12 protein-coding genes and 1 tRNA gene are annotated in these 12,586 nt (G+C 65.9%); 8 read left to right on the top strand and 5 right to left on the bottom strand.

Annotated features, from left to right (window positions below; genetic code table 11):
• Positions 1–151: 151 nt before the first annotated feature.
• From J8F10_RS00590 to J8F10_RS00580, 3 genes are all read left to right on the top strand, one after another.
• The gene (locus tag J8F10_RS00590) at positions 152–1,756 is read left to right on the top strand and encodes an ABC-F family ATP-binding cassette domain-containing protein (RefSeq protein WP_210651577.1); all 1,605 of its coding nucleotides are present in this window, start codon (positions 152–154) and stop codon (positions 1,754–1,756) included.
• A 524-nt stretch (positions 1,757–2,280) separates the two neighbouring features.
• Positions 2,281–3,504 (top strand): class I SAM-dependent methyltransferase, encoded by a 1,224-nt coding sequence (locus J8F10_RS00585; RefSeq protein WP_210651576.1) that lies wholly within the window; start codon positions 2,281–2,283, stop codon positions 3,502–3,504.
• Positions 3,501–4,325: a class I SAM-dependent methyltransferase gene (locus tag J8F10_RS00580; protein WP_210651575.1), complete on the top strand. Its 825-nt coding sequence runs from the start codon at positions 3,501–3,503 to the stop codon at positions 4,323–4,325. Before J8F10_RS00585 ends, J8F10_RS00580 begins: the two co-directional genes overlap by 4 nt.
• A 22-nt stretch (positions 4,326–4,347) precedes the next feature.
• Here the strand turns inward: J8F10_RS00580 and J8F10_RS00575 are convergent, their stop codons facing one another.
• From J8F10_RS00575 to J8F10_RS00565, 3 genes are all read right to left on the bottom strand, one after another.
• Positions 4,348–5,625: a hypothetical protein gene (locus J8F10_RS00575; RefSeq protein WP_210651574.1), complete on the bottom strand. Its 1,278-nt coding sequence runs from the start codon at positions 5,623–5,625 to the stop codon at positions 4,348–4,350.
• A gap of 29 nt (positions 5,626–5,654) precedes the next feature.
• Positions 5,655–7,016 carry a Na+/H+ antiporter NhaA gene (gene nhaA, locus J8F10_RS00570; RefSeq protein ID WP_210651572.1) on the bottom strand — a complete coding sequence of 454 codons (1,362 nt, stop codon included), beginning with the start codon at positions 7,014–7,016 and terminating at the stop codon, positions 5,655–5,657.
• Positions 7,017–7,101: 85 nt separating this feature from the next.
• On the bottom strand, positions 7,102–7,797 hold the full coding sequence (locus J8F10_RS00565; RefSeq protein WP_210651571.1) for a TIGR03000 domain-containing protein: 696 nt from the start codon (positions 7,795–7,797) through the stop codon (positions 7,102–7,104).
• A gap of 135 nt (positions 7,798–7,932) precedes the next feature.
• Here J8F10_RS00565 and J8F10_RS00560 point away from each other — a divergent pair, with 135 nt between their 5' ends.
• The 5 genes from J8F10_RS00560 (at position 7,933) to J8F10_RS40500 (ending at position 11,704) form a co-directional block, all read left to right on the top strand.
• The gene (locus J8F10_RS00560; protein WP_210651570.1) at positions 7,933–8,175 is read left to right on the top strand and encodes a hypothetical protein; all 243 of its coding nucleotides are present in this window, start codon (positions 7,933–7,935) and stop codon (positions 8,173–8,175) included.
• An 88-nt stretch (positions 8,176–8,263) separates the two neighbouring features.
• On the top strand, positions 8,264–9,529 hold the full coding sequence (locus tag J8F10_RS00555) for a DEAD/DEAH box helicase (RefSeq protein WP_210651569.1): 1,266 nt from the start codon (positions 8,264–8,266) through the stop codon (positions 9,527–9,529).
• A gap of 112 nt (positions 9,530–9,641) precedes the next feature.
• Positions 9,642–10,256 carry a hypothetical protein gene (locus J8F10_RS00550; protein ID WP_210651568.1) on the top strand — a complete coding sequence of 205 codons (615 nt, stop codon included), beginning with the start codon at positions 9,642–9,644 and terminating at the stop codon, positions 10,254–10,256.
• Positions 10,257–10,386: 130 nt separating this feature from the next.
• Positions 10,387–10,833 carry a hypothetical protein gene (locus J8F10_RS00545; protein ID WP_210651567.1) on the top strand — a complete coding sequence of 149 codons (447 nt, stop codon included), beginning with the start codon at positions 10,387–10,389 and terminating at the stop codon, positions 10,831–10,833.
• A 22-nt stretch (positions 10,834–10,855) separates the two neighbouring features.
• Positions 10,856–11,704 (top strand): transposase, encoded by an 849-nt coding sequence (locus tag J8F10_RS40500; protein ID WP_210651566.1) that lies wholly within the window; start codon positions 10,856–10,858, stop codon positions 11,702–11,704.
• A gap of 114 nt (positions 11,705–11,818) precedes the next feature.
• On the opposite strand, the gene J8F10_RS00535 is transcribed toward J8F10_RS40500, so the two are convergent.
• Positions 11,819–11,902: transfer RNA gene (locus J8F10_RS00535), tRNA-Leu, on the bottom strand.
• Positions 11,903–11,964: 62 nt separating this feature from the next.
• Entirely contained in the window at positions 11,965–12,552 is a 588-nt protein-coding gene (locus J8F10_RS00530; protein ID WP_210651565.1) for a dual specificity protein phosphatase family protein, read from the bottom strand.
• Between the last annotated feature and the right edge of the window lie 34 nt (positions 12,553–12,586).

Genomic DNA, 12,586 nt, shown 5'->3' with positions numbered 1-12,586 from the left:
GTAGCGATACGTCGGGCCGGGCGCGAACCGAAACCCCAACCGGGGCGTCGTATCAGCGTTCGAGCTCTTGGAACCGGGAGGCTACTATGACGTGGATGACCACTGCCGACACTGTTGCGTTATTCGCCTTGTCGCCGGAGGGATCATTTCCATGCCCGCTTCTATTACCCTGTTCGATCTCGCGTGGTCCGCGCCCGACTGCCCGCCGCTCTTCTCCGACCTGAATCTGAGTTTCGGCCCGACCCGGACGGGGCTCGTCGGCCGCAACGGTGTGGGTAAGACGACGCTCCTCAAGTTGATCGCCGGCGAGGTGCCCCCTCGGTCGGGGACCGTGGCCGTCAGCGGTAGCGTGGGCGTGCTGCGCCAAACCGTTCAGGTGCGCCCGGATGAAACGATCGCCGACCTCTTCGGCGCGACCGCGGCGCTTGCCGTTCTGCATCGCGCCGAGCGCGGTGAAGCAACGATCGAAGAACTGTCTGATGCCGACTGGACCCTCGAGACGCGCATCGCGTCCGCCCTCGGGCGCGTCAAACTCGACGCCGGCCCCGAAACCGCTCTCGGCGCGTTGTCGGGCGGTCAGCGCACGCGGGCCGGGCTCGCCGCCCTCATTTTCGCCGAGCCCGACTTCCTCTTGTTGGACGAGCCGACCAACAATCTCGACCGCGAGGGGCGCGAGGCGGTCATCGATTTGCTCGCCAGTTGGCGGTTCGGCGCGATCGTGGTCAGCCACGACCGGGAGTTGCTCGAAACCGTGGACGCCGTCGTCGAACTTACCACGCTCGGCGCTACCCGGTACGGCGGCAACTGGAGCGCGTACCGTACACTCAAAGCCCAGGAACTGGCGGCGGCCAAGCGCGACTTGGCGGACGCCGAGAAGCGCGTCGCCGACGCCGCCCGCAGCGCCCAGGCCACGGCCGAGCGCCAGGCCCGGAGGAGCAGCGCGGGCCAGCGCAAAGGGGCGAAAGGCGGGACGCCGCGCATCATCCTCGGCGGAATGAAGGACCGGAGCGAGGACACGAGTGGCGGGAACGCCCGACTCGCCGAGCGCCGGCGCGGGCAAGCCCTCAGTGCCGCAACCGCCGCTCGCGAGCGCATCGAGATCCTGCAACCGCTCACCGTCCGGCTCCCGCCGACGCACCTGCACGCCAACAAAACGGTGCTGAAGCTCGACGCGGTGACCGCCGGCTACGAGCCCGACCGACCAATCGTTCGGAAACTATCCCTCACCATCACCGGACCGGAGCGCGTTTCGGTCACCGGGCCGAACGGGTCCGGGAAGACAACACTGCTGGCACTCGTCACCGGTCAGTTGAGTCCCTGGATCGGGACCGTTCAGGTGATGACCGATTTTGCCGTGCTCGACCAGCGGGTCAGTCTGCTCGACCCATCAACTTCGATCCGCGATAACTTCTTGCGGATCAACCCGCGGGCGGACGAGTTCGCGTGTCGGACCGCGCTCGCCCGGTTCATGTTCCGGGCCGAATCCGCGCTACAAACGGTGTCCACACTCAGCGGCGGGCAACTGCTGCGTGCCGGCCTCGCGTGCGTGCTCGGGGGAGCAACTCCGCCCCCGTTCCTGATCCTCGACGAGCCGACGAACCACCTGGACATCGACTCGATCGAGTCGGTCGAGGCCGGGCTGCGCGCCTACGACGGTGCCCTACTAGTCGTGAGTCACGACGAGACCTTCCTGGATGCCATCGGGATCACGCGCAGGCTGGAATTGCAACCACCTGATTCTCCCGCGCCAAGTTAGCGCGGGCCACAAGCCGGATTACTTCTTGCGTCACGTGCCCCTGCGGGTTAGTCTCGCTCCAGGTTCCTCGTAGCGGGCGTTTCACCTTCATTCCCGGGGGCATTGAAAACGAAGACGCTACAAGGACATTGAAACGAGACCGAGCAGGTCGACATCCTTGGAGTTCGTTTAGCTCGTCACTTTGTGACAGGACGATGTTGCGTCGTCCGAGCGCTGCGCCTCGCATCCCTCGCGGGGAAGGCTGTTCCAGCACCGCTTTCGGCCAGAAGTGGAATACTTCTTCGGCGGTCTGGGGCAACCCCGCGGGTCGTGGTTCCGCCGAAGAAGTATTCCACTTCTGGCCGGCGGTGCCGTGAGCCTTCCGCGCCTCAAGTCGAGAAGTAAACAGCTTCGGGATTCGGCCGGGCCGCGGAGCAATCCGCGGCCCGGTTCTTTTGTTTCGGATTTCGCGCTTCTGCTGGCTTTCGAGTTTCCGCAAACGCGGCTCGGTTCGCTTGATAGCGCGCACCGTGTAAAATGCCAGCATGGAGAAGAATTTAGATCGCGACGAGATGCAGGATTTGATTTGCGGGGCCGTGCGGGGCGAGGCGTTCCGGCGCGCGACCTTCGCGGGCGCGACGCGCGGGGCGCCGTGCGAATGGGTCCGCGTCGTGGTGCGGCCGATCGAGTTGCGCGGCGAACGGTACTTCCAGTTCGCCTACCAGGGCGCGAAGAAGGCCGTCACCAAGAACTTCCTTGATGACGAAATGGAAGCGCCGCTCGATGAGTTGGTCGGCTACGGCTTCGCGGGTGTTCACATCACCACGGGCGCGGAAGAGATCGACATCCGCACGAGCCGCAAGGGGCGCGTTCACATCGGTCGGCACAAGCTCAAGGAGCCCGTCGAGGCGCGAGAGGCGGAAGCGCACAACCGCGTCAAAGACGTGCCGCTGCCCGAGGGCAAAGCCGATCGCCTGCTCGAAGTCATGGGCATCGCGACGCCGGACGGCCGCGTGCGCCCGACGATGCGCGCGAAGTACACGCAGATCAACGAGTTCCTGAAACAACTGCGGCACGTCTTCGATGATGCGAAGCTCGCCGACCTCGACCGCGACGTGTCCATCCTCGATTGCGGGTGCGGGTCGAGCTACCTCACACTCGCGGCGCACCACTACCTCAACGACGTGCTCAATGTTCCTGCGCGTATCCTCGGCGTGGACGTGAACGAAGAGGTGATCCGCAAGAGCATGGACCGTGCGGACCAGCTCGGAGCGGACAAGCTCGTGTTCGAGTGCCGCCGGATCGGGACCGCGGACGTGCAGGCCGACATCGTGTTCGCGCTGCACGCCTGCGACACCGCCACCGATGATGCCATCGCGCAAGCCGTGCGCAGCGAAGCGCGGTTGCTCCTCAGCGTGCCGTGCTGTCACCACGATCTGAACAAGGTCATTCGCGCGGACGGCCCGGCCGACGTGCTCCGCCCCGTGCTCCGGCACGGCATCCTGCTCCAGCGCACCGCCGATCTGGTTACAGATGCGTTTCGCGCGCTGGCTCTGCGCATCATGGGCTACCGCACCGACGTGGTGGAGTTCGTCGCCACCGAGCACACGCCGCGCAACCTGATGATCCGCGCCGTTCGTGGGGCGCCCGCAGGCGAGGCCGCGCACGTCGCGGAATACATCGAGATGAAGCGCTTCTGGCGCGTCACCCCGTACATCGAAAAGGTGCTCGGCGAACCGTTCCAACAGCTCGTGAGGGCGACGTCATGAGTGGCGCTTCAGATTACGTCCTGGGTCAGTCCGAGCGCGCGGCGCGCAGACTCGCGCTGCAGGATCTGCACTTCGCGGCTCCTTCGGAAGCGCTACTCGATGCGCTCGCACTTCGACCCGCGGACCGCGTCGTCGAATTGGGGTGCGGTCCCGGGGCGTTCACCCGGCGCATCCTGAACCGGCTCGGCGCGAACGGTGTTGTGGTCGGCGTGGATTCGTCTTCGGGTTTACTGGAACAGGCCAAAGCATCTCTTGCGCAACTCGGTGGGTCGCGCTTCCAGCCGACGCTGGCGGACGTTGCGAAACCGGGCGCGTGGATCGACGGCGCGGACGTGGTGACCGGCCGAGCGGTTTTGCACCACGTCCCGATGGCCGAGTTTCTGCTGGGTCGGTTGCGCGCCCGACTGCGCCCCGGCACGCGCATCGGCTTCCTGGAACCGGACTTCCGCAGCCCGCTCGCACGAATCGCGCACCTCGAAGCGACCTCGCGCCCGGAACTGGCGCCGTTACTCGTATGGGCGAAGTCGATTAACGACCTGTATTCCGCGTGGCGTATTTCGCCGTGTGTGGGCGCGACGCTGGCCCAAACGCTCGAAACGGCGGGCTACTCGAACGTGCGTCACGCCTGGCACGAGTTCCCGACGGACGAGACCGTCATCGAGAACATTCAGATGATCTACGACGAAGTGCGCGACACCTACGTCTCACTCGGCATCCTGTCCGCGGCCGAAATCGACGAGCAGCAGCGGTTGCTCCGCGCGCTGCCGAACGACGTGCTCCCGGCCGTGTGGGGCTTACATCAGGTTTCGGCCGTGGTGTGATCCCGAATACATCCAACCCGATTCATCCGGCAGCGGTAATCCACGCGATCAATCCGTGGCACACGAGGGCCACGATACCGATGTGTACGACGGCCAGAGCCGGGAGCACAATGAACCGGGCGGGTTGTTTGGGTTGCCCCCGGAACCGGTAATGCCGCCAGAGTCCGAATACCAGCGCCGACCCCCAGATGGTCAGCGCGATGGCCGCTCCGGTCAGCGCGCCCGCCAACCAATCGCCCCGCCGCCGCTCCGCCTTCCGAACGGTCAACCACGGGATCGCTAATCCGAGCACAGCACCGAGCAGGGCGGACCAGAGCAGGCCGAGGCCATTCGAGCACTCGGTCACGGCAAGCGCCACCGTCCCGACTGGTGTCGTACCGGGCACCAGTTCCAGATCCCGGTCCCACTGTTGAGGGTCGGTCGTCAGCGTTACTCGGGTCATTGGCTGAAGGCGATCGGAGTAGTAGTAGCTGGCGTATTTTAGCGCCCGATCCCGATCGAACGCCTGTTCGATACCCATGCCCTCGACCGCACCGTAGATGTACTCGCACTTCAGCCCCGGCAAGTCGCACCCGCCGGCCGGCCGCACGAACCCGTGGGTGTACACCACCGTCTCGACCGGTTCCGTATACGCCCGGGTGGGTAAGAGCGGGAACCAGAGCGTCGGAGACGGGAACACGACCTTCAAACCCGTGGCCCGAACCGGTTGGTCGCGCCGGGCCACCCACCCGCAGACGAATGCGTACCCGGGTTGCGTGAGGTACGGGTCCAGCGAGGACAGGTCGACCGCCCCTCGCTTCACCCCTTGAGCATCAAGGTAGCCCTCGATCTCCGTGCGGGAGTCGGCCGATACGACGGTCACGACCATTCCGAGCCGCTCCACGCGAGAGGTCTCAACAGCAGCCTTCGACGCCATGCCCCCGCACCCACCGGCGAAGCACGGGCAACACAACCCACCGGAGTCGAACATAGCAGCGGCGGCCACCCACGCGCGAAGCTGGCGCTCCGCTTGCCCCTTCAGCGTCTCGTAATACACCACCGCTGGAATTTCTTCGACCGGCTCGGCCCGAACAGCGGTGGCCGCGGCCCGCACCGGTACGACCCACACGTTCGCCTCAGTCGTCGGATCACTCAGGGCCGCAACGTGAAGAGTTTCGGTACCGTCGGCCCACTCCACAAGTGCCCGCTGCTCCCGCTCCGGTACCTTGCGACCATCGGACGCGAACTTGCAACCGTCGGCCCGCGCGCCGGACGGTCCGGCCAACACCAGGAGCATCACCGCGATGTGTCTCGGGGTCATAAAGAACCTGTATAGGCGGGGAGACAGCCTCAAGTATCAGTGGGGTGAGCGGTGCCGGGCACGCGATTGCGCAGAGCCGCGATCAGCAACCCGGCACCGGCCACAGCGCTCAGCGCGGAACCAAAGAGGATACCGATCTTCGCGTCCGCGAGTAGCTGTTCGTTGCCCTCAAACGCCAATCCCGCAACGAACAGCGACATCGTGAACCCGATGCCGGCGAGGAACCCGCCGCCGAGGAGCACGAACCAGTTCACGCCGTGCGGGAGCTTCGCGATCCCGGCTCGAACTGCTAAGAAGCTGAACAGCATCACGCCAATCGGCTTGCCCAGGAACAGCCCCAACATCACCGCGATCGAGACCGGTTCGGTGATCGCTTTTAGTTCGACGTGAACGCCCGCATTGGCCAGTGCGAACAGCGGCATGATCGCGAACCCGACCCACGGGTGCAGCCCGTGTTCGAGCCGCTCTAACGGCGACACGCTTTCTTGCGCCGCGAACGCGAGCAGTTCCAGGTCTTCGGTCTTCACGTTCCCCCCGGTGCCGGCATCGAGACGGGCCTGGAGGTCCGAAATGGAGAGTCGTAGTGCGTCGCGCCCGACCCACACCGCCGACGGCGCGAGCAGCCCGAGCAGCACGCCCGCGACGGTGGGGTGAACGCCGGACCTGTACACCGCGAGCCAGATCCCGGCGCCGACGAGTGTGTACACCGGCACCGAGCGCACGCCGGTTTCGTTGAGGATGCGCACCACCGCGAACCCGGCCGCCGCGAGCAGGAGCATGAACCAGTTCAGCCCCCCGCTGTAGAACGCCGCGATCACGACAACGGCACCGATGTCGTCGGCGATGGCCAGCGACAGGAGCATGATCTTCAGCCCGAACGGGACGCGCTTCCCCAGCACGGCCATGATCCCGACGACGAACGCGATGTCCGTTGCCATCGGCACGCCCCACCCGCGGAACTGCGGTTCGCCGATGTGAGGCGCTTGCAGGGCCATGTAGATCCCGGCCGGCACGAGCATCCCGCCCAGCGCCGCGGCCACGGGAAGAGCCGCCTTGCGCGCGTCGCGCAGTTCACCGGCCACGAGTTCGCGCTTGATCTCCAGCCCGACGACGAAGAAGAAGATCGTCATCAGCACGTCGTTGACGAAGAAGTGCCCCAACTCGCCGCCGAGCGTGAACGCCCCGGCGCCGAGTTGCACGTGCGTGTGCCAAAACTTGTGGTACGCGGACGCGGCGTCGCTGTTCGCCAAGGCGATCGCGAGTACCGTGCAGAATAGCAGCACGATCCCGCTGGCCGATTCGATTTTCAGGAAGCGAGAAAGTGGGCGCGTGAGCCGACGAATGGGTGCGACCGGAAGGTGCGGATTGCTGCGTCGAGCGGAATGAGCCATCGGTACTTTCGTAGCTGGTTACAGCGTTCCCCCGTGGGTTCGGGGGAACACGACGGGCCGCGAGCACCCGGCCAGTTTACGAGAATCACTTCCGCATATCGACGGTCGCCTTTTCGCCGGCGCGCACGCCGATCGAGATCGTCGCGGGTCCGCCCGGGCCGTCCACTTTCACCTTCACGCGCGTCTCGATGCCCGGGTCGATCGGCTTCGTGGTGAACGAGTGCCGCGTGCCGGTCTGGTCGTTCTCGATGCCTTCAAACGTGACCTTCGCCCCTTCGGACGCGATCACGATAATCGTGGCCGGGGCCGGTTCGCCCGACCCGCTCGAAACGGGCAGCGGGATCGGTGACGGATCCTGCGATTGCGGCGGGAGCACCTGGTACGACGGGGCCGGCGAGTAGTACGTTCCCGGGATCGAGGGAACGCCGAGCCCACTGTAACCGTAGTTTAACGGGCTGTAGCCGTACCCGCCGCTGTACCCGTACCCGCCGTAGCCGTACCCCAAACCACCGTAACCCACACCATACCCGTAACCGTATCCGCCGTACCCGAGGCCGATGCCAATACCGACGCTCCGGTAACCGTAGTTGTACGGGGCGTAGTGCCCGTGGTACCCGCCCGCCGGTGCGTGGTACGCCCCACCGCCGGGGCGCCCGCCACCAGGGTGCCCCCCACCTGCGTGCCCGCCCCCGCCGTGGGGCGGAGCGGCCGACGCGACCCCGGCGACGAGCGCCGAGGCCGTCAGAACGGAGCAAAATCTAATCGAGCGTGTGAGAAACACGACAAAACCTCGCGAGCGAGAGGGCACCCGAGTTGTTTGATGTGCGTCCTGCGGCATGGCCGGGTGATACTTGTATTCTACCACGGAAGCCCCGGAACGCGCAACCGCGATCGAAATCGTCCCTCGAAACGCACCATGACACCGCTCTTCGCCTGCTTCCCGGTCTGTATGACGTTCACGGTGATCCTGTTCATCGCGCTCGTCGTCGTGGTCTTCGACTTGACGAACCGCATCCCGGGCGACGACGAACCGACCGCGCCGCCCGTCCCGCGCGACCCGAACCAGAAGATGGGACCACCGCCGTGGTGGGTGTTCCCGCTCATGCTCCTCGCCGTCGCCGTATTTATGGCCGTGTGCGCGTGGATCTGGCCGGAGTGAGAGCGCAATTATTGCCCTCACAATTCACACCCCTCGCGTCCGAGAACCGTACACTACCCTCTCTCGGTCCCGTGTTCTCGGAGTCGTAATGCCGTTCAAAACTCTTGGTCTTCATACCCTCCTCGTTCGTGCCACCCAGGAACTCGGGTACAAGGAACCCACCCCGGTGCAGGCCGGGGCGATCCCGCCCGGGCTCGCCGGGCGCGACATCATCGCCACGGCCCAAACCGGGACCGGGAAGACGGCCGCGTTCCTGCTGCCGATCCTCCACCGGCTCATCGGGCAGCCGCGCGGCGGCACCCGGGTGCTGATCCTGTCCCCGACGCGCGAACTCGCGGAGCAGATCAGCGACGTGTGCAACGGGCTGGCGAAGCACACGCAAGTCCGGAGCGCGCTGGTGGTCGGCGGGCGCCCGATGGGTCCGCAGGAGCGGGCGCTCCGCGCGGGCACGGACATCATCGTCGCCACCCCGGGCCGGTTGCTCGACCTCCTTCAGCGGAACATCGCCAAGCTCGACCGCGCGACCACGCTCGTGCTGGACGAGGCCGACAGCCTCTTCGACATGGGCTTCTTGCCGGACGTGCGCAAGATCATCGCGCGGATGCCCGCGCGGGCACACACGCTACTGTTCTCCGCGACCATGCCGCCGGTGATCGCCAAACTCGCCAACGAGATCCTGCGCGACCCGGCCACGGTGCAGATCGGCCGGCGCAGTTCCACGGCCGTGGGCATCACGCAGGCCGCGTACCCGGTGCCCACGCACCTGAAAACGGCGCTCCTCCGGCACCTCTTGCGCGAAACCGACATGCCCTCGGTGCTGGTGTTCACGCGCACGAAGCACAGCGCGAAGAAGATCGCGCGCGCCGTGGCCGCCGACGGGTTCACGGTCGCGGAGCTCCACAGCAACCGCACCCCGTCCCAACGGGCCACCGCGATGGACGGGTTCCGCCGGGGCAATTATCAGGTGATGGTCGCGACGAACATCGCCGCCCGCGGACTGGACGTGAACCACATCACCCACGTCATCAGCACCGACGTGCCCGACGTGCCCGAGGACTACGTCCACCGGATCGGGCGCACGGGCCGGGGCGGGGCCACGGGCGATGCGTTCATTCTGGTGGCGCGCGAAGAAGAAGCGTCGCTCTCGCGGATCGAGCGGCAGGTCGGCCAGCGGCTCCCGCGCATCACGCTGCCGGACTTCGACTACACGCTCGCGGCCCCGCCGCCGTCGGCCGCGCCGAAAACGGGTAACCGAGGGGGAGGCGGGCGCCCGCCACAAAACAGCAAACCACAGGGAGCGCCGAGGCCGAAGGGAAAACAAAGCGGTCCGGGAAGACCCGGACCGCGTAGGTGATCTGGTGGCGGGTTCAACGAGCCGCGACCGCAACAGTAGTTTCAAGTGATTTGGCGTGCCGCATGGGAGTTCCTAAGTTCAAGGTTCTCAGGCACTTGAACGGGAGCCTCCCATGCGACGTGGTTACTCTACGATCACCCCGGCGGTGGTCCACGCACTGACGCGCCGAACGTTGGAACGGGCCCTGGGTTGGACCGACTACAAGCGGTCGGTCACGCGCACCCAGTTGCTCGACCTGGTGCTGTTGATCGCGGGCACCACCCGCACGTTGTTCGCGGTAGTGACCCGGTACTTCGGGTTCTCCCACGAGACCGCGCGACAGGCGATGCACGCCAACCGGGGTTCCTGGACCAACTCACGGCCCGGTTGGTGGATGCCCTTCACCAGGTGGCGGGGTTCACGCGCCGGGACCGGAGCGCCGGTGGACGTGTGCCATCGATGTGCATTACGTCCCCTTTATGGGGATCGCAGCACCCCGGGGATCATCGGCGGACCCAAGAAGGCCGGGACCTCGTTCTTTCACGCGCACGCCACCGGGGTCCTGATTCACAAGCACCGGCGGTACACCGTGGGGCTGATGAGCGTGACGAAAGGAACCAAGCCGCACCAGCAGGTGCAGACCCTTCTGGACCAGGTGGCGGCCCGCGGGCTCACGGTCCGCGGGGTGGTTCTGGACGCCGGGTTCGACAGCGGGAGACCCTGTTGCTGTTGCAGGAACGGAACCTGAGCTACACGGTCCCGATGCGCAAGAAGGGCACCGGTACCAACCGCCGCAACGCCAGCTACACCCAACCCCACGGCACCATCACCACCATGGGTGGGTCACCGAGAAGAGCCGCAAGGCGGTATCGACTCGGGTGCTCGTGTGGCAACGGAAGGGCGAATCGCACGCCCGGGTGTACGCGTTCCGCGGGTGGGGCGATGCGACCGCCGTGTCGGAGGCGAACCGGGCTCGGTTGGGGCGCCGGCGGTACCGAGAGCGGTTCGGGATCGAGACCAGCTATCGGCAGAAGAACCAGGCCCGCGGGTGGACCACCAGCACCAACCCCGAGTACCGGTTGCTGCTCGAGGGCGTGGCCCTGCTGTTGCGCCAGGTGTGGGTGTACCTGACGCTCCGGATCGCTCGGGCACGCGGGCTCGCGCCGACCGCCTGGGTCGCCCAGTTCCGTTGGCCGAGATGCTCGACTGGCTCACGCAACGGATCCGCTCACGATACCCACGCACACGATGTATTACCCTGCCACACAATACACTTACAGACGCTGACAAAACCCTGGCATGAGGTTTGCGCCATAGGTGTGTAGCCCGCAGTTGGAGGCTACAGTCATGGCAACCGCTCAGATGCCCGACGAGTTCTTTGAGTTGATTGTCCACCACCTGCCACCCGAGCAACCGGTTGGCCCCTCCGGCGGGCGCCCGAGGGTCGGGAACAAGGTGGCGGTTCGCGTCATCTGGTTCGTGCTGGCGACCGGCAATCGCTGGGAGGATGTCCCCAGGAACTCGGGTGCTCAGGGCACCGCCCACCGTCGGCTCCGGGCCTGGGAGGAGTGCGGGATCTGGGATCGGCTCCATGCCGATCTGCTCCGATTGCTCCGCCGGGCCGACAAGATGGATACCGACGTGGTGATCGTCGACGGGGTGTACGTGCGAGCCTTCGGCGGTGGTGAGGACACCGGCCCCAGCCCCGTGGACCGCCGGAAACTCGGGACCAAGCACACCCTCTTGGTCAGCCGCCAAGGCGTCCCGTTGGCGATCCGCACGGCCGGGGCCAACGCCAGCGACCAACGCCAGATCCTGCCCCTGGTGGTACTCGCCTTCCCGCGGGTCGGGGGCAAGCCGGGGCGACCGAAGGATCTGCCCGACGGCTGTACGCGGACCGGGGGTACGACAGCGAATCCACCCGGTTGTTGTTGCGGTGGCTCGGGATCGAACCGCGGATCGCCAAGCGGAACACGCCCCACGGGCGGGCTGGGCAAGGTTCGCTGGGTGGTCGAGCACCATCAGTTGGGTCAAGGGGCTGAGGCGGATGCGCGTCCGATACGACCGGCTCAGGGTTATTCGGGACGCCTTCACAACACTGGCCGCCAGTGTCGTTTGCTTCCGCATCCTCCACGACGGCGTCATCTAAAAACAAGGGTTTTGTCAGCGTCTGTTACAACCAACGCAACGCCTTGAAACTACTGGCAAGGGAGCGGTTGCGACATCCGCGAAATTGAGACCACTAAAACCGGAATCCCCTCCCGCTCCCTTGCGGTCGCGGCTCGCCGGTAGGAAACCGAACTAACTGAGTGCGAAGGGGGGGACTCGAACCCCCACGGCCTTGCGACCGACAGAACCTAAATCTGTTGCGTCTACCAATTCCGCCACCCTCGCAACAACCGAGGGACGCGCCGCACGGTTGCTAGGTTCACATTAGTAACCCGCGCGGCACACTTCTACTTCCCCAGCGGTTTCGGGCGCGGTTTGTACTCCCGGAGGTACCCTGCAATGTGCTGGTGCATGTCTTCCGGCGCGAACCCGTAGAGCTGCATCTCGGACATCGCCCGCTCCGACGACCACCCGTGGTACTCCATGCGGAAGATGGCGCACATCGTCCCGGTGCGGTGAATGCCCGCGAAGCAGTGAACGAGAACCGGGTGGTTCTCCTTCTTGTCCATGACCGCCAGGAACTCCTGAACGGCTTGCTCCGCCGGGATTTCGCCGGACTCGTCCGCCCCCCAAACGCGCGGCACGATGCGCACGTGGTTCAGCCCCCGTGCCGCACACACGTCTTCTTCCCAGGAATCCGGGGGAAGTGCGGTCGTGCGCGAGGTGCGGAGCGTGACGACCGTCTTGATGTTGTAATCGCGCAGAACGCGATCCATCCCCTTCGGCGTGAGTTGGCCGCAGCGGTACAGAACGCCGTCTTCAACGACGCGGAGGTTCCGCATGTGCGTGTTCTGGTGCGCCGAGTAAACGAGGGGGGCGGCACCGACAATCGCGATTACAACGGTCGCGAGGACGAACTGCCAGCGTGACGGCATTCGGAAGGCTCCCAATCGGGTCGAGATCGGGAAC

The organism is Gemmata palustris, from assembly GCF_017939745.1.
In the GTDB taxonomy this organism is placed as follows: Bacteria; Planctomycetota; Planctomycetia; order Gemmatales; family Gemmataceae; genus Gemmata; species Gemmata palustris.
Note: the sequence above shows the minus strand (reverse complement) of the source record. Positions and strands in the feature narration are given on the sequence as shown.

Excerpts from the sequence above, each read along its gene's own strand:
- J8F10_RS00590 (WP_210651577.1), top strand. The coding sequence starts at position 152 with ATGCCCGCTTCTATTACCCTGTTCGATCTCGCGTGGTCCGCGCCCGAC.
- J8F10_RS00585 (WP_210651576.1), top strand. The coding sequence starts at position 2,281 with ATGGAGAAGAATTTAGATCGCGACGAGATGCAGGATTTGATTTGCGGG.
- J8F10_RS00580 (WP_210651575.1), top strand. The coding sequence starts at position 3,501 with ATGAGTGGCGCTTCAGATTACGTCCTGGGTCAGTCCGAGCGCGCGGCG.
- J8F10_RS00575 (WP_210651574.1), bottom strand. The coding sequence starts at position 5,625 with ATGACCCCGAGACACATCGCGGTGATGCTCCTGGTGTTGGCCGGACCG.
- nhaA (WP_210651572.1), bottom strand. The coding sequence starts at position 7,016 with ATGGCTCATTCCGCTCGACGCAGCAATCCGCACCTTCCGGTCGCACCC.
- J8F10_RS00560 (WP_210651570.1), top strand. The coding sequence starts at position 7,933 with ATGACACCGCTCTTCGCCTGCTTCCCGGTCTGTATGACGTTCACGGTG.
- J8F10_RS00555 (WP_210651569.1), top strand. The coding sequence starts at position 8,264 with ATGCCGTTCAAAACTCTTGGTCTTCATACCCTCCTCGTTCGTGCCACC.
- J8F10_RS00550 (WP_210651568.1), top strand. The coding sequence starts at position 9,642 with ATGCGACGTGGTTACTCTACGATCACCCCGGCGGTGGTCCACGCACTG.
- J8F10_RS40500 (WP_210651566.1), top strand. The coding sequence starts at position 10,856 with ATGGCAACCGCTCAGATGCCCGACGAGTTCTTTGAGTTGATTGTCCAC.
- J8F10_RS00530 (WP_210651565.1), bottom strand. The coding sequence starts at position 12,552 with ATGCCGTCACGCTGGCAGTTCGTCCTCGCGACCGTTGTAATCGCGATT.